The following is a 16,891-nucleotide window of genomic DNA, read 5'->3' as shown; positions in this document are numbered from 1 at the left end:
ACCTCAGAATAAAAAGTATCGCTGTGCCATTGGCAGGTCTTCTGCCGGCTCACACGTAATTAAATCACCGTCGACCGTCACTTCATATGTTTGTGGATCCACTTCGATGACGGGTGTTTCCCCGTTTAACTTCATGTCTTTCTTTGTAAGATTCCGGATATTCGAGACGGTTTTCACAATTTTCTTCAACCCAATTTCCTTATGGATTCCCGCTTCATAAGCAGCTTTGGATAGAAAGGTGATGGATGTACCAGAAACGGCTTGCCCAAAACTCGCAAACATCGGACGATACAAAACCGGTTGTGGGGTCGGAATGGAGGCATTGGGGTCTCCCATGATGCTGTGCGCAATCATGCCCCCTTTTACGATCATATCCGGTTTCACTCCAAAAAAGGCCGGGTCCCACACCACCAAATCTGCAAATTTCCCTTCTTCCAATGATCCGACAACATCGGAGATTCCATGGGTGATGGCTGGATTAATCGTATACTTGGCGACATATCGCTTCACACGGAAATTATCGCCATCTCCTTTCTCCTCCATCATCTTTCCCCGCTGTTTTTTCATTTTATCCGCCGTCTGCCATGTCCGCAGGATGACTTCTCCCACCCGGCCCATTGCCTGAGAATCCGAGCTGATCATGCTGAAGACGCCTAAATCATGGAGAATGTCTTCAGCAGCTATCGTTTCCTTCCTTATCCGGGAATCGGCAAAGGCGATATCCTCCGGTACGGAGGGATCCAAATGATGGCATACCATCAACATGTCTAAATGCTCTTCCAGCGTATTGATGGTATACGGGCGCGTCGGGTTCGTGGAAGAAGGCAAAATATTCGGATAACTCGCGGCCTTAATAATGTCCGGTGCATGTCCGCCACCCGCTCCCTCGGTATGATAGGTATGAATCACACGGCCCTTGATGGCTTCAATCGTATCCTCGACAAAGCCGCCTTCATTAAGGGTATCGGAATGGATGGCTACCTGGACATCATATTCATCCGCGACGGACAAGCTTGTATCGATGGCCGCTGCCGTGGTCCCCCAATCTTCATGCAATTTCAGCCCGATGGCCCCTGCCTTGACCTGCTCGATGAGTGGTTCTTTTGCCGAGGCATTGCCTTTTCCCAAAAAACCGAAATTCATGGGGAAATGTTCAGCCGCCTCAAGCATTTTATGGATATTCCAGGCTCCGGGTGTACACGTCGTGGCATTCGTTCCGGTTGCCGGTCCTGTTCCTCCGCCAATCATCGTCGTGATCCCACTCGATAATGCCGTCTCTATTTGCTGGGGTGCAATGAAATGAATATGTGCGTCAATGCCTCCCGCGGTCACGATCTTTCCTTCGGCCGCGATGATTTCAGTCGCCGCACCAATCGTCATGGTCACCCCATCCATCAATAGGGGATTTCCTGCTTTACCGATTGCCGCAATCTGCCCATCCTTCACCCCGATATCCGCTTTATAGATGCCCGTATAATCGACGATGATTGCATTCGTGAAGACAAGGTCCATGACCCCTTCCCTTTCAGCTGTTGGATGCTGTCCCATCCCATCACGTATGACCTTCCCCCCGCCGAACTTCACTTCATCTCCATATCTAGTGAAATCTTTTTCTATTTCTATGAAAAGCTCTGTATCTGCCAGTCTGACTAAATCCCCGGTCGTCGGACCGAACATGTCGGCATATTGCCTCCGTGACATTTCATGACTCATCCTTCACCCTCCACATCAAGCGGTCCGTTCGTTCGATTGCTTAATCCGTACACTTCCCTTTTGCCGCCAAAAGGAATCAGCTCCACTTCCTTTTCATCGCCTGGTTCAAAGCGGACCGCCGTTCCCGCAGGAATGTTCAACCGTTTCCCATAGGCTTCTTCACGAGTAAATTCCAACCCGTTGTTCACTTCATAAAAATGAAAATGGGAGCCAATCTGAATCGGTCGATCTCCCCGATTGATGACAGAAATGCCTGTCGCAAGCTTCCCTTCATTGCACACAATCGAATCTCTTTTCAAGATATATTCACCTGGTATCATGCCCCAGCCTCCTTACTGAATTGGATTATGGACCGTCACAAGCTTTGTTCCATCCGGAAACGTCGCTTCCACTTGAATATCGTGGATCATCTCCGGGATCCCCTCCATTACATCCTCACTGGATAGAATCATCCGGCCAAATTGCATAAGCTCCGCAACAGAGCGTCCATCCCGTGCCCCTTCCATGATTTCATACGTGATCAAGGCAATGGACTCCGGATAATTCAATTTCACTCCTCTCTCTTTTCTTCTTCTAGCTAAATCCGCTGCAACCACGACCATTAATTTCTCCTGTTCCCTTGCCGTTAAACGCATGACTTCTCTCCTTCTATCATTCTAAAAGAACTGATTTACAAACGAGTCAACCCACATATATAACACAGAAATGTAAGATTTTATAACATATTCTCATTATAAATAATTTTCTGACAATTTCAAGAAGAAAAATGAAAAACGTAAAAACCCTTTCACTCAAACTTGGTGAATATCCATAACCTTGTTATACTTTTATTTAGAAGAAATTTTCTAACAAGATGTGGAGGAATATAAATTGAATTACATAAAAAACCAGTTAAAAGTCACCCGGAGCAGTTTACTAAGTGAAATCAAGGGATTATCGCCAGAGTTTATGGATGTCCAGCCTTCAGGATTCAACAATACGATCCATTGGCACCTTGGTCATGTATTGAGTGCAGCGGAAAAATTCTTATTGGACTCTCCAAATGGCAGTAACCTACCTGACAACTATGGACAACTATTCGGATATGGTTCAAAGCCAGCTGACTGGCCAGAGGATGTCCCATCCACTGATACACTGAAGCTACAGTTAGAGGAGCAACTCGATCGCCTTCTTGCGATTCCAGAAGAAAAATATGCTGATAAAGTGGAAAATCCATTCAAGGGGATGGAAACAGTGGAGGACTTCATTAGCTTTGTCGTCTTACACGAAACGAATCATATCGGACAAATTCATGCGATGAAGCTTCTCGTTCAAGCTTCTAACTGATAACTCAAAAGCCAGGCACACCGATTTTCCAGAAAATCCGGGTGCCTGGCTTTTTTATATTATGGTCATCAAAGCAAATCGATGGATCGACTCCCTCCGATCATCCCATTCACAATTTTTTCCCATGCCCATGTCGATCTTCACGATAAGAAGCCGTTCTATTTTAACCCTTTCTATTATAGAAACCACAAGCACGCGTCATGTAGGAAACTTACTCCTCGTTACGTTTCCTTCATATTCCAGACAAAAGAATCCAAATCTAGACACCAAAACAAAATTTATCCAGCGTGTGATGTATAAAAAATGGTGAAACGGTTGAAAAATGTAATTTCTTCCATTATAATGATGAGATTGTTTGTAATAATATTTAATCTTAGGATAAAAATGTATGGATTTTCAATTTTCTTCAATCTCCTCTTCCCTCGAATGTAATGTAGATGAACTACTGTCAGTCATGGATCATTCCTAAAAAAAACGAGAATCAGAGATTAATACTATTAAGTAGGTAGGTGACCCCCAAAATGTGTGGATTTGTTGGTTGTATGCATCAAAAACCCAATCAAATGAATATAGACATGAAAGATCAAATAAATAAAATGAATACGCTTATTACACATAGAGGTCCGGATGATGAAGGTTATTATAATGATGCGTATGTCAATTTTGGTTTCAGACGACTCAGTATCATAGGAATCGAAAGTGGACACCAGCCCCTTTCTTATGAAAATGATCGGTATTGGATCATCTTCAATGGTGAAATCTATAACTATATAGAATTACGCGAAGAACTGATCCAAAAAGGTTATGAATTTACTACCGAATCGGACACAGAAGTCATCATTGCCCTGTTCAGTGACCAAAAGGAACGTATGGTGAGCAAATTAAGAGGCATGTTTGCTTTTGTCATCTGGGATAAAGTGGAGCAATCGATATTCGGTGCCAGAGATCAGTTTGGCATCAAGCCCTTCTTTTACTCAGAACAAGAAGAATTAACTTATTTTGCTTCAGAAAAGAAGAGTATTCTTCTAGCGATGGAAGGAAAGATAGATTCCGACTCCTTACAGCACTATCTTAGCTTTCAATATGTACCTGAACCCGATACGATGACAAGCCAAATTAAAAAACTAGCGCCAGGCCATTGCTTCACGAAAAAGCCAGGTGGCAAGATGAATATCAGCCGATATTGGGCACCGACTTTCAAACCGATGGACCTATCCGAAACACAACTTTCCAAGGAAATTCGTGATGTTTTAATAGATTCGGTGAATGTGCATATGCGAAGTGATGTACCGGTGGGATCGTTCCTATCCGGAGGCATTGATTCTTCGATCATCGTTTCCCTTGCCAAGGAGGTCAACCCCAAACTAAAAACGTTCTCTGTCGGTTTTGAACGGGATGGATTCAGTGAAGTCGACGTGGCGAAAGAAACAGCCCACGCTCTTAATCTAGAGAATATCAGCTATATCATTTCGCCTGAGGAATATCTTGCTGAACTCCCTAAAATCATTTGGCACATGGATGACCCACTGGCAGACCCAGCGGCCGTCCCTTTATATTTCGTGGCTCGTGAAGCCAGAAAACATGTAAAAGTGGTATTATCCGGTGAAGGGGCGGACGAGCTTTTCGGTGGTTATAATATCTATAGGGAACCTCAATCATTGAAAATGTTCAACCATATCCCGAATCCGATCAAACACCTGTTAAAAGTGATGAGTAGGATTTTACCGGATGGAGTGAAGGGGAAAAACTTCATTGAACGTGGTGTCACCCCTTTGCAAGAGAGGTACATCGGTAATGCAAAAATATTTGAAGAACGTGAAAAGAAATCATTGCTTTCGGAATATAAACCAAACTTGGGCTATACGACCGTGACTGATCCCATTTACAATCAATCCAGATCATATGATGCCGTTACGAAAATGCAGCATTTAGATATTCTTACTTGGCTGCAAGGAGACATTCTGTTGAAGGCCGACAAAATGACGATGGCTCACTCTCTTGAACTACGCGTTCCTTTCTTGGATAAAGAAGTGTTTAATGTCGCGACAAAGATTCATTCAGAGCAAAAGATCAAAAACAATACGACTAAATATATACTTCGTAAAGCAGCCGAGGGGATCGTCCCTGACCATGTATTAAATCGGAAGAAATTAGGCTTCCCTGTGCCTATCCGCCATTGGTTAAAGGATGAAATGTATGATTGGGCCAACAATTTGATTCGTACTAGCCCCACAGATTATCTTTTAAATAAAAAAGCGATTTTTGACTTGATGCAGGAACATGTCGCTGGCAAAAAGGATAATAGCAGGAAGTTATGGACCATCATTGTATTTATGATTTGGCATCAAATTTATATAGAATATGCTTATGATTTTAACGATTTAGGTGAGAAACAAGAAAACAAAAAACAAGTTGTACTTACTTAATCGTTCATTCATAGCTATTCAACCTATCCCTATCAAGGCTTCGTCCGAGCCTTGATAGGGATATTTTCATTTATATTGATGCACGATAACAAAACGCGGCGCCCCACCTTTTATCAGAAATAAGAAAAGCACGCTAATGCATCACTTGATTTAATTCATAAATAGATTATCATTAGAAAGACTGAAATCTCATTACAAGCTGACAAGCGTACCATTGTCGTTGGCGGTGGACGTTTTTATTGCGACAACTAGAAGGAGCTACTAACATGAACCCATTACAAAAACGTTTTTCCCTAATTAGAGGTAAGTTCTTCGAGAGGGTCATCGACCGGATTACCCCTGAACTGACAGATATTCAACCCGAAGGATTTAATAATAATATTCACTGGCATCTTGGCCATACATTATTTGTAACGGAAAAGTTCTTGCTTGACCATCCTACAGCAGGTAACTTGCCCGCCAATTACGCTGAATTCTTTGCTCAAGGAACCAGTCCTGCTGATTGGACGGATGAAGTCCCTTCTGTTGAAGTATTAATTGAGCAATTTAAAGAACAGCTTGATCGTCTTCTTGCCATTCCTGAAGAGCGTTTGGCCGAAAAACTCGAAGAACCATTCAAAGGGTTCGAAACATATGGGGAAATGGTGAACCTTGCCCTCTTCCATGAAACTTACCATATGGGCCAAATTCATGCGATGCTACGTGTGATTCACGCTGCAAAATGACATAAACAGAAGCCCCCGCTATCCTAAGCGGGGGCTTCTTACTTTTCTCATGTCAATTGATCATTAATGAAATTACTATAGGCTTGTTCCGCAGCCGCTTCTGATGAAAATAATGCATCATCATCTTCAATCGTATGAAAGGTATCGTTCAGGAATAAAGCGACTGCATTAGGATCTTTCGGATGCTGCACAATTTCTGCAGCCCTTACGTTTGAAACTGAGGGAACGTGCGGATTATTATAAATGACAAACACCTCATCGCCAACTTGTACTTCTTTTGCATTAATAACGTCCATTACATTCTTCCTTTCCTTAGGGATTTACTTAGTTTACGGATAATGAACGAAATTATTTATTGGAAAGATAAACCTGATCAACAAAAAAAAGAACCCTCCATGATGGAAGGGAGCAGCATCTTTCACTTGAGCATATTCATCTTCTGTAAGAATCCAATCGGGTGCTGCTTGCGGAAGAACTCTTTCAACATATAGGCAATCCCGTCATCATCGTTCGAGCGGGTGACCCATTTGGCAGCTTTTTTGACTTCAGGGTCCGCATTTCCCATGGCAACACCCAAACCTGATCCCGCGATCATCTCTATATCATCCAGTCCGTCCCCAATCGATACGATTTCGGTCCGCTTCACGCCTAAATGATCCGCTAAATACAAAACGCCACTCCATTTTGAAACACCTCTCGGAACGATTGTCAGCCTGTGCCCAGGATTTGTAGTCACTTCAACTTCCGGAAACATGTCTTTTACCAGTTTGTGCATTTCCACTTGATCTTTCTGCTCAGTAAATATGATATCAACTTTTGTCGGGGACATAGGATGATCCATAAGCTCTTCGCTTATGTCATCCACATAGTTTTGGGCATAAATGTTTTGGTCATTCGTATACATGACCGTTTTACCGAGTAAGTTTTCCGGGAGATTAACTCGATTGCCAAGGGAGTACTTTTCATGATGGAGCATTATTTGGGAATTGGTCTTCTCCAGCATTTGCACGAGTTCCACGGTCAATTCTTCTGACATTCTTTTTACCATGATGGGTTTCTCGATGGATGCACCGACAAAAGCTCCGTGTTGGGCAACAATCATTGGATTTATTTTTAGGGCTTTGGCCACTTTTTTGGCAGAATGGTAGTTTCTTGACGTTACAAGTGCAACATGGACACCCTTATCGTGAACATACTCAATGGCCTCTTTGGTCGATTTATTTAAACGGCCATTGGACTGAAGCAATGTTCCATCAATGTTAACCGCTAATAGACGATATACCATGTAGATCTCCCCCATCTGTAATATCCTCTTTCAAATTTATGACTAAAATTTGTAGAGTAGAACAGGATCAGTTTGTCTTTCTTTTTCAAAAAAACTCCTTCGCCATAAGGCAAAGGAGTTTTTTTTGGTATTATTGTTGTTCAGCTGGGCCGTATAAATCTTCTAGTGGCTTCATGATGATTTTGTTAAGGTCGGCAATGACCATGCTCATCCGTTGTTCCGCTTCCATCAATTGAGAAATCGTTGGGTTCTGTTGAACAAGTTGCACAGTTTTTTGAGCTTGTGCCACTTCTTCGGGATCAATTTCCTGCCCCATCATTTGCTTTTGTTGCAATGTCATCTGCAAGTTACGGAAGTTTTCGAACATCCCTTTCGTAGCTGGGTCTGAATTGACTAAATCATATAACCGTTGCAAGTCTGCATATTCATTGCTTGATCGAATCGCTTTTTCCATTTCATATGCTGCATCATACACGTTACTCATAAAATTTTCCCCTCCCGGTAATCATTGTATTCCTACACCTTTCCCACTATAACAAATCCCTTTACTAATTACACGTCATCCTAATAAAACGGTCACAAATCCTTGGAATAGACCGATGATTCCACCAAGCAGGGCACCTAGATATGTGATCATCGATAATTCCTTCTTAGTGATGGAGACAACCATTTGCTCCAAGCGTGAAACGGAAAAGGAAGATACCTGTTCCTCCACGATATCATCCAAATGCAGTCGTTGGAAGAGTGGCTGGAAATGGACAATTAAATAGTCCGCGGCTTTTTCAACAAAAATCGGAACACCTTTGTTGACGATGGTATCCGCAAAACTAGCCGTCAGTTCACGAACCGGTTTTTCCATGATGGAAGCGACCGGAATCCATTCTCCCGTTTTTTCTGTAATCAGCGTGCGGATCGTGTCTTTTCCAATTAATCCTTCCACTTTCTCCATATCCAATTTTTCAAGGTTTCTCAACTCTTTTTCCATCATGACCGATAATAAGTCGACCGTCCGGGATTGATCAAAGAATTTAATGATCTCCGGCTGAATCTTATCGATCAACTTTTCATTTCCGATAAACATTTGAATCAAGTTAATCATTTTTCCTCGCTCTTTGAAAAAATCATCAAGCATTTCTTCGAGTCGTCCCTTGCCATCGGCACTGTTGAAGTATTCTTTCCCCTTCGTTACGATATATTTCGAAATGTCCGGGATTGATTTCACCGCTTTTTGCTGGATATTCAAAGGAATGATGTCTTGTAGACTCTTTCCTCGGTTTTCCGCTGCCCATGTTTCGTATTTACCAAGGACGAATGTCTGTAAACGCTGTTCCATTGTCAGGGAAGAATTCTTCATCCCCAATTGGTCCAACAGTTGTGCCGTACTTTTTTCCGTGGACAACGCCTTCTTCACTTCTGACTGTACGAAAATCTTCATATTCTTTATAGAGGCATCATTAATAACCTTACTTTGAATGCTCTCGGGTGTGATTAAATGTTCGACGACCAATTTCCCTAACTGCTTGGCTAACTCATCCTGCCGCTTCGGAATTAAACCCGGTGTCAACGGCACCTGCTTTCCAAAAATAAATATGGGCTTATAGGGTCTGAACAGCATGCGGATTGCCAATAAATTGGTGAACCCTCCTATGACTGCACCGACAACGACCATAAACAGTATTTTTACCCACAACTCATCCATGATGTTTTTCTCCTTTTATTGCTTGAAATAGGGGCTATATGACACGTTCTACTTTGAAAAACATAGAATGTGATATCCACTTTTGCCCATCATTTAATTATAAAAGGATATCAAACTTAGTGCAAACGGGGAATTATTATGACCTTGAAATACCAAAAAGTTTTTATTACGGTAAATTCAGCTGCTACAAGAAAGAAGGCACTGTTGTTTGTCGAAGAAAAACTATTTCAGGAATGGGACCTTCAATATGGAGAACCTCTTACTCTCATTGCCGGACGGCGTTCTGTCCCGGTACTTGTCCAAACATTCGCCTCACCGGAATCCACCATAAAGATCTCACATGATACGAACCAATTCTTATCTCTGCCTCCCTTCTCGGGGCCGGTCTCCGTTTCCTTTCATGCAGAGGAGAGAACGTTGCAAATAGCGCCTTTCCTTGCCGTCCTCATTAACCAGGGGCCCTTGCAGAGCGGCACATTCGGTGAAATGGAACCATTTTATCAGGAGATGATAGCCTATTGTAATCAAAAAGGCTTTCCTTTCTTTTTGGCAAAACCACAGCCACTTGCGGACGGGATCCTTACAGGATATTGGCCAGGGGCGAATGGGTGGGAGACCCTTGAGCTCCCCATTCCTGATGTGTTTTACAATCGGATCCACTCCCGGAAGGTGGAAGGAACACCACTATTCGAAAACTTTTCATCGGAATTGAAATCCCTTGCCATTCCCATGTTCAACGGGCGGTTCCTTTCCAAGCATGATGTGCATGAGCTTCTGCTCTCAGATTATACCCTGCTTCCACATTTACCCGAGACGGTGCTGTTTAATGAACAGGAACCCTTCATGACATTTTTAGATAAGCATCCAGTAAGCTATCTAAAGCCCTCGACAGGCAGTAAGGGGCGGAATATCTGCAAGCTGACCGAATCATCGGGCAGATGGGTAATCGAGCATGCCGGAACAGAAAACAATATCCATACTATCGAAACGAAGGAGAAATTATTCTCAGCCTTGAAAAAGTTTTGCCGGAATCAAGCTTACATCCTTCAAAAGGGGATTTCCTTATTCGAGATCGATCAGAAATTAGTGGATTTCCGCATCCTGCTTCATAAAAACGGACAGCATCAATGGAAGGTCACCTCCATGGTTGCACGAATCGGGGATTCGGGAAATATCGTTTCCAACCTCGCACAAGGTGGTGTCATGAAGAACGGTTTCGACTTTTTAAAAGAGATCGTGGATCACCAAGAAGCCAAACGTTTATATCAAAGCCTCATCCGTTTAGCCAAGAAGACGGCAGTTGCGCTTGATGACAACCATCCGGAATTATTCGGGGAGCTGGGTATCGATTTAGCCCTTGATAGTAACAAGCATCCTTGGATCATAGAAGTGAATTCGAAGCCCTCAAAAAAATTCCAAGGTACCTATGAAACATTCCGGCCATCTGTAAAGTCGATTATTGAGTTTATGTATGCGATAAATGAGTGAAGACCATCCATAAAAGGAGTTGCTGGCACGTGTTAATAGGGCTAATGTCCACGAAAGATACACAAGAAAATCATTATTTCACCGAGCTAGCCAAGACGGCTAAAACCCTTGGCATGAATGTTTGTAAGTTCGTACCGGAAAATATGGACGTTGATTCGAAGAAAATCAAGGGCGAGCGCTTTGATGGGGAAAAAGAAGTTTGGCTTCCTGCTTCACTTGACCTTCCTGATTTTGTATATGACCGTTGTTTTCATGGCATTTCCCGTGAGCACAATGATATACGTGAGAAAATAAATTGGTTAAAAGAAAACTCGAATTTTCTTGGGCTTGGCCTCCCTGGCAAATGGGATGTTTACCGAACATTGAAAACCAATCCCCTGCTTCAAGCCTTTTTCCCAGAGACGGAGCGGGTCACGACACCTGAGCAAATAATCGAGCACATGGAACGCCTGGAAAAAATCATCATTAAGCCCGAGTTTGGATCAGGCGGTCTTGGCATTTACCTTCTGACGAAAACTAAGGAAGGCACAACCGTCTCCATGACCAAAAAAGGAACGAAATATGACCGCCAATTCGAATCAAAATCGCAACTGAATAAATGGCTACAGCACTTATTAACTCGCTATAGTTACCTATGTCAACCTTATTTAGAATTGAGCAACCAGAAGAACGAACCATTCGACTTACGGATTTTGCTTCAGAAAAACGAAAAAAACCAGTGGCTGGAACGGGGGCGGGGCATTCGTCTTGGGAAACAAGATCATATCACTTCCAATCTGACGACTGGCGGAGAGGCCTTATCGCTTGAAGACTTCATGAAAAAGAATCCTGATTCCATCCCGGTAACCGTCGAACAAACCATCCAGCATATCCTCCGGACTCTCCCTGTGGAGACGGAAGGCGCTTTTCAAAGGCTATTCGAACTTGGAATCGATTTAGGCATCGATAAGGCGGGGAAAATTTGGATCTTGGACATTAACTCCAAGCCCGGAAGAAAAATCATCCAAACACTCCAACCAGAGTCCATGAAAGAAATTTATCAAGCCCCGTTCAAATATTGCCAATATTTATCCGAACATCTTCTGAAAGCAGGTGAATGACCCATGCGAAAGACATACCCTGCAGAGATTGCCAACATCCCCGGCCACGTCCTTTTTTATCCGTCTGACCTTGGGGAACTGGGGGATATCGAATTAATTTATTTTGGGCAGCATTCCTGCCCTGCAGCCGTCAAGCCAAATCCAGCCATCAAGCAATCAATCGTACTCTCGAATAGTCTTGCAGATTCTTTGATGTTCAACGAGATCGATACTCCCCTTCATTTATTTATATACGGGAAGAGCCTTCATATCGGCCCGCTCATTGGAATTTTCTCATCAGGCTTCACAGGCATTTCCAATAAACCGCTTGGGGAACGTTCCGGCTTTTTTTCGAAATTACTTTCTCTCAGTCAAACAACCGGTTGTATCCCCTTTGTTTTCGGTGAGAATGTCATCAATTGGGATCAAGAAACGATTAAAGGATATGTATATGAGAAGGAAAACTGGCAGATCAATGAATTCCCTTTTCCCAACGTCGTATATGACCGGCTTCCCAACCGAATGACGGAAAACCGTGAGGGGCCAAAGGAAGTGAAGCAAAAGTTCCAAAAGGAATATAAGATTCCTTGGTACAATCCTGGTTTCTTCAATAAATGGGATGTTTACGAACGGTTGAATGCGGATGATCGGGCTTTGCCATTTTTACCGGAGACCTACCCTTTTCAATCTCTATCCGTCGTCGAGACGCTTCTGTCGCATTATCGCCAAGTCTATATCAAACCCATTCATGGTAGCCTTGGCCTCGGCATTCATCAAATTCTGTATGATAAGCATGAAAATGTCTACTATTGCCGGTATAAAAATGAGGAACAGGAAAACAAATTACAAAAGTTTTCCACACTCGAATCCATCCTCAAACATGTATTTCATAATCGACCGCTTGAGAACCTGATCGTTCAACAAGGCATCCCGTTAATCCGCTCTTCAAAGCGGCCAGTGGATTTCAGGGTCCATACGAACAAGGACAGCAATGGGGTTTGGCAAGTGACGGCCATCGCCGCAAAAGTTTCCGGGGCTGGCAGTGTGACGACCCATATTAAAAGCGGCGGGGTCATCAAGACGGTTGCCGAACTATACGGAGATGACGAAGAAGCTAAACGGATCGAGGAAAAGCTATCAGAAGCCGCTCTTATATTAAGTGAAAGCATCGAGGAGCACCTAGATGGCATCATAGGAGAAATCGGCTTCGATTTCGGATTGGATAAAAAAGGGCAAGTATGGATGTTCGAAGCTAATTCTAAACCAGGCCGTTCTATCTTTTCCCATCCAAAGTTAAAGGAATTTGAACTTTTAACCAGGAAGCTCAGCCTTGATTATGCCATTTATCTTACCGAACAGACGATTTCACAAACGATTGGTACACAGAAATGAACATTTTTTATGATGTTCCCTCTGAGAGATGGAGCCATAACGAGGAAGATATGCAGCTATATGCGGGAGCCGCGAATGAGGAAATCCCTTTTAAGCAGGACACCCAGGATCAGACACTTTTTCCGATTACTTTATTTCCGGGAAACCGGGTGCTAGTCGTTGGTATCTTGACCTCTCTAGATCCAAAGAAGGAATCAGGTATAGGGGGGAATTTGACACTTTTTCAGAATTTATCTCAATATTTATCGAATCATGGGATATTGGCCTATGTATTCACGGTTGAATCCTTGCTTTCCAACTACATGAAAGGCTTCATCTTTTCTCCACAAACGAACACATGGAATGAGGTAAAATTACCACTGCCCGATATCGTTTATAATCGCATTCCCAAAAGGGGATTCGAAGCATCGGAAAGTTTTCAAGAACTCCTTTCCTTTTTTAAAGAACATCGTATCACTTTATTCAACCCTCATTTTTTAGATAAGTACTTGATGTACGAAGCATTGACGGAAGATGGATCTCTAGCCCGCCATCTTCCATCGACCATAGACCTATCCGACCCTACCCAACTAGCGGACTTCTTACATTTCCACAAACATATTTATTTGAAACCATGCAAAGGAAGCCAAGGTAAGGGCATCTACACCCTGCTAGAAAAACCTGATGGCACCCTCCAATTCAATAGCCTGAAACATCAGGAATTGTATTCTGATTTCTCCGCGTTTTGGGAAGCCAATAAGGCGTCGCTCAAAAAGAGGGGGTATCTGGCCCAACGAGCGGTCATTCCAAAGAAACTGAATGGACACCGATACGATTACCGTATTCTTGTTCATTATGAAAATGGGTTTTATAAAGTGACCGGCAAGGGCGTGAGGATGTCGCAAACCCAGGAAATCACAACCCATACACCAAGGGGGGGAAAGCTTTTTCCCTATCAGCAGCTACAAACGAGGCCGTTAAACAGGAAGTTGGCGAACATTGCGCAAAGATGTGGAATCATCCTCTCCAGGAAGTTTGGCTTTCTTGGGGAATTCTCCATTGATATCGGGGAAGATACATCCGGTGCTCTATTCATTTATGAAGTCAATTCAAAACCCATGCAATTTGATGAAGAGGAAATTGAAGCGAGCCGCCTACTACATTTAAAAAACCTGTTCATTGAATTAACTTTTCCGAATCACATAAGAAAATAACCTCCATCCTGCTTTTTCCATTATAATGAAATGAGAAACAGCGATATGGAGGTTATACATATGATTACGCATTTTCAATGGAAGCCGTTGCACAAGAATTTACCTGGCTGGAAGATTTCCTTTTACTTCAATAAATTGGCCGTCCAAGCCCTCTATCATAAAGATGGGTCCATTGAGTGGTTAACCAATCCGCCTGTAGAGTCAGAGGAAGAAAAACTCAAGGGCATGATTCATGATTTAATGGTGTACCACGTGTACGACTAAATAGAATAAAGAATCCCTCTTTGGCTAACACTAATAAAAAGCCAAGGAGGGATTTCATTTGGATAAAGAAAAGATTACATTTCTGAAGGATACCGAGTATGACGGTAAGGATTCTGTATATCTCGATATCGATCGTATCATCAATGAAGGACTTGCTGGCGGAAACGTCTATGAAGCCGCGGACACCTTGAACATTGAGGAAGCCCATGACTTTCATGATGAAACGGAACCGAACATCAATAAAGATTGAAAACAAGGGCTTCCCTTATGGGCGGCTCTTTACTTGATTTCTTGATAGCCGAATATTTCTAGATTCACTTGGCTAAAGGCTCTTTCAAGATTTGCTTCGTATTCTTTCCTATCTTCTACGTTTTTGCCATGAACCTGGATTTCCTCAATCAAGCTTGCTCGGCAATCATCTAAAGATATCATTTCTTCCACACAAAAGTTACGCATGATTTGCGCTTTTAAATAGTCCGTAAAATGCTCAACTGTACCAAACAATGATATGGCCCCCTATGATAGCTGTCCTGTCTAATTAACAGGATTCTTTTTGAATATTGTCCAATATGGACTTGTAAAAAACAAAAAACAACTTCCCATTCAGAAGTTGTTAGAGTGCAAACGAAACATAACAAAAATGACCATGATTCCCCATTTTTCTACAAAAATAAGAAAGCATGTTCTTGCTAATTTTTCGCACTTAACACCCCCTATCCTCGTAGGTTTCTGGCGTTGTGCTAAAAACGGGCAGGTCTCCTGGCTCATGATCATCGCTTTTCGAACCTTCCCATCTTTTCTTGCAAAAAAGACAGTGGCATTCCTTCGAATCGCTCTCATTTACAGTTGCGGGACAGCGTCGGATTCTAACCGACTTCCCTTTTAAGCAGATAAGCTACACTTTCTTATCTGCACCCATTTCTAGACGAAATACTATTTTTCAGTTTAACTGTATCAAATTTTCACTAGGATTACAATGAGGCTCCTGCCTTGTTCTTGGGCCCTATCTATCCTCTTTCCTCTTATTCATCATTTCTTCCTGTCCTCTGAATACACCCTACTCTCTTTCAGGATCGATGTAATGATATGCTCCGAATCCCATTCATGACCGGATATCTCGATAAGCGGATACCGATTAGGCAACACGTTTTGCTGAATTTCATGGACTTCCAATCCTTGATCATGCAAACGCAGAATTTCACCGCGCAGATTTTCCAAGTAACTGAGCTTTCTTTCAAACATTTCCTTTCCGTTCGGGACATATCCGGCATGGCAGCAAAAGACCTCTTTAAAATCATACTGAAGCAGTTTCTTGATGGATTCCATGATGACCGGGATAGATTCTTCCCTTAAAACTAGCTTCGTTTTCGGCGTTACAAACAGGTCACCCGAAAACAGCATGCCATTACTATGGTTCAGGTAAACCATATGGTCCCTCGAATGCCCTGGCGTAAAGATTGGCTCCCATGTTTGAGTGCGTGAATGGACGACCCCTCCTAATGGTTCTGCCTTGAAGGCATCCCTATCTCCCCAAAAAACTCTACGGTAATCGGGATATTCTGCATCCTTTGCACAAATATCGAGGGACATCGGATGAATATAGATGGGAACGTTCCTATGTTCCTGTATCCATGCGGCCCCACCCGTATGGTCCTCATGATAATGCGTCAGCGCAACCATATCGTAATCAGCGGTTTCAAAGAATGGAGTAAGTTCCTTCAACAAGATTTTTGCCCCCGTATCAACTAACATGCCATCGGTTAAGAACACATTCACGCTCATGCCTGATTTGTTTCCTTCCGGTGTCCCTTTTACGCAAACCACATCATTTATCGTTTTCATTTCCAGCATGACTTTCCACCCCAATCATTTTTTTGGAAAAACTCATCATCCTTTATTTTCTAATTTACTTACAATAAATGTATTATCTCTCCATACTTTTTACAAGTATAATATTTTTTCTAATGATGGGAGTGATCAAAGTCCATATTCTTACGCAGACAGGCCATGTAAGATCCGGGACGTTCCGTGTAACTTAGCAAATGGCCACTATAATCTGGGCAAGTAGATCGTTCGATTCATAATCTTGATAAAATTCAAAAAATAATTGACATTACTGTATTTAACAAATAATATAGATTATATTAAAAAAATAATAAAATACTAAAATAGTAATTAACTTATCAAGAGTGACTGAGGGACCAGGCCCTATGACGTCCGGCAACCGCCCCACATCGGGAATGGTGCCCCTTCCTGCAGAATGAAATACCATTCTGAAAGATAAGACGGGATATAATTTCG

The 16,891-nt window shown here is 42.6% G+C and carries 18 protein-coding genes and 2 riboswitches; of the genes, 9 read left to right on the top strand and 9 right to left on the bottom strand.

Annotation, left to right across the window (positions count from 1 at the left end; genetic code table 11):
• Positions 1–3: 3 nt before the first annotated feature.
• From ureC to AC503W_RS04840, 3 genes are read right to left on the bottom strand one after another with little or no spacing between them, the layout of a single operon-like run.
• Positions 4–1,713 carry an urease subunit alpha gene (gene ureC / locus AC503W_RS04850; RefSeq protein WP_402990178.1) on the bottom strand — a complete coding sequence of 570 codons (1,710 nt, stop codon included), beginning with the start codon at positions 1,711–1,713 and terminating at the stop codon, positions 4–6.
• Positions 1,710–2,033, bottom strand: a complete 324-nt coding sequence (locus AC503W_RS04845; protein WP_402867688.1) for an urease subunit beta — start codon at positions 2,031–2,033, stop codon at positions 1,710–1,712. The genes ureC and AC503W_RS04845 overlap by 4 nt, the downstream gene beginning before the upstream one ends.
• Before the next feature lie 12 nt (positions 2,034–2,045).
• Complete coding sequence (locus tag AC503W_RS04840; protein ID WP_402867687.1) at positions 2,046–2,348, bottom strand: urease subunit gamma; 303 nt, start codon at positions 2,346–2,348, stop codon at positions 2,046–2,048.
• A 235-nt stretch (positions 2,349–2,583) separates the two neighbouring features.
• On the opposite strand from AC503W_RS04840, the gene AC503W_RS04835 reads away from it, so the two are divergent.
• From AC503W_RS04835 to AC503W_RS04825, 3 genes are all read left to right on the top strand, one after another.
• Positions 2,584–3,039: a DinB family protein gene (locus tag AC503W_RS04835; RefSeq protein ID WP_402867686.1), complete on the top strand. Its 456-nt coding sequence runs from the start codon at positions 2,584–2,586 to the stop codon at positions 3,037–3,039.
• Positions 3,040–3,560: 521 nt separating this feature from the next.
• A complete protein-coding gene (gene asnB, locus AC503W_RS04830; RefSeq protein ID WP_402990187.1) occupies positions 3,561–5,465 on the top strand; it encodes an asparagine synthase (glutamine-hydrolyzing) in 1,905 nt (634 codons plus the stop codon).
• Between the two features lie 266 nt (positions 5,466–5,731).
• Positions 5,732–6,190 carry a DinB family protein gene (locus tag AC503W_RS04825; RefSeq protein ID WP_402867684.1) on the top strand — a complete coding sequence of 153 codons (459 nt, stop codon included), beginning with the start codon at positions 5,732–5,734 and terminating at the stop codon, positions 6,188–6,190.
• Between the two features lie 47 nt (positions 6,191–6,237).
• On the opposite strand, the gene AC503W_RS04820 is transcribed toward AC503W_RS04825, so the two are convergent.
• From AC503W_RS04820 to AC503W_RS04805, 4 genes are all read right to left on the bottom strand, one after another.
• Positions 6,238–6,486 carry a transcriptional regulator SplA domain-containing protein gene (locus tag AC503W_RS04820; protein WP_402867683.1) on the bottom strand — a complete coding sequence of 83 codons (249 nt, stop codon included), beginning with the start codon at positions 6,484–6,486 and terminating at the stop codon, positions 6,238–6,240.
• Positions 6,487–6,608: 122 nt separating this feature from the next.
• Positions 6,609–7,475, bottom strand: coding sequence for a Cof-type HAD-IIB family hydrolase (locus AC503W_RS04815; RefSeq protein ID WP_402867682.1), 867 nt, complete (start codon positions 7,473–7,475; stop codon positions 6,609–6,611).
• 130 nt (positions 7,476–7,605) lie between these two features.
• Positions 7,606–7,959, bottom strand: coding sequence for a YlbF/YmcA family competence regulator (locus tag AC503W_RS04810; protein WP_402867681.1), 354 nt, complete (start codon positions 7,957–7,959; stop codon positions 7,606–7,608).
• A gap of 75 nt (positions 7,960–8,034) precedes the next feature.
• Complete coding sequence (locus AC503W_RS04805; protein WP_494916284.1) at positions 8,035–9,174, bottom strand: DUF445 domain-containing protein; 1,140 nt, start codon at positions 9,172–9,174, stop codon at positions 8,035–8,037.
• Between the two features lie 138 nt (positions 9,175–9,312).
• Here AC503W_RS04805 and AC503W_RS04800 point away from each other — a divergent pair, with 138 nt between their 5' ends.
• The 6 genes from AC503W_RS04800 to AC503W_RS04775 are packed head-to-tail and all read left to right on the top strand — an operon-like array spanning position 9,313 to position 14,840.
• A complete protein-coding gene (locus tag AC503W_RS04800) occupies positions 9,313–10,662 on the top strand; it encodes a YheC/YheD family endospore coat-associated protein (RefSeq protein WP_494916282.1) in 1,350 nt (449 codons plus the stop codon).
• 29 nt (positions 10,663–10,691) lie between these two features.
• Complete coding sequence (locus tag AC503W_RS04795) at positions 10,692–11,762, top strand: YheC/YheD family endospore coat-associated protein (RefSeq protein WP_402867678.1); 1,071 nt, start codon at positions 10,692–10,694, stop codon at positions 11,760–11,762.
• Positions 11,763–11,765: 3 nt separating this feature from the next.
• Positions 11,766–13,133: a YheC/YheD family endospore coat-associated protein gene (locus tag AC503W_RS04790; protein WP_402867677.1), complete on the top strand. Its 1,368-nt coding sequence runs from the start codon at positions 11,766–11,768 to the stop codon at positions 13,131–13,133.
• A gap of 50 nt (positions 13,134–13,183) precedes the next feature.
• The gene (locus AC503W_RS04785) at positions 13,184–14,326 is read left to right on the top strand and encodes a YheC/YheD family endospore coat-associated protein (protein WP_494916279.1); all 1,143 of its coding nucleotides are present in this window, start codon (positions 13,184–13,186) and stop codon (positions 14,324–14,326) included.
• 60 nt (positions 14,327–14,386) lie between these two features.
• On the top strand, positions 14,387–14,590 hold the full coding sequence (locus AC503W_RS04780; RefSeq protein WP_402867675.1) for a YheE family protein: 204 nt from the start codon (positions 14,387–14,389) through the stop codon (positions 14,588–14,590).
• Between the two features lie 58 nt (positions 14,591–14,648).
• Positions 14,649–14,840, top strand: coding sequence for a hypothetical protein (locus tag AC503W_RS04775; protein ID WP_402867674.1), 192 nt, complete (start codon positions 14,649–14,651; stop codon positions 14,838–14,840).
• 29 nt (positions 14,841–14,869) lie between these two features.
• Here the strand turns inward: AC503W_RS04775 and AC503W_RS04770 are convergent, their stop codons facing one another.
• Complete coding sequence (locus AC503W_RS04770; RefSeq protein ID WP_402867673.1) at positions 14,870–15,094, bottom strand: hypothetical protein; 225 nt, start codon at positions 15,092–15,094, stop codon at positions 14,870–14,872.
• Between the two features lie 228 nt (positions 15,095–15,322).
• Positions 15,323–15,524: riboswitch (cobalamin riboswitch) on the bottom strand.
• 95 nt (positions 15,525–15,619) lie between these two features.
• Positions 15,620–16,441: an MBL fold metallo-hydrolase gene (locus AC503W_RS04765; protein WP_407407208.1), complete on the bottom strand. Its 822-nt coding sequence runs from the start codon at positions 16,439–16,441 to the stop codon at positions 15,620–15,622.
• Between the two features lie 326 nt (positions 16,442–16,767).
• Positions 16,768–16,877: riboswitch (SAM riboswitch) on the top strand.
• The last annotated feature ends 14 nt before the right edge of the window (positions 16,878–16,891 follow it).

It is taken from the genome of Peribacillus suis, assembly GCF_059384845.1.
The sequence above is the reverse complement of the archived record's forward strand: the minus strand, read 5'-3'. Positions and strand labels throughout refer to the sequence as shown.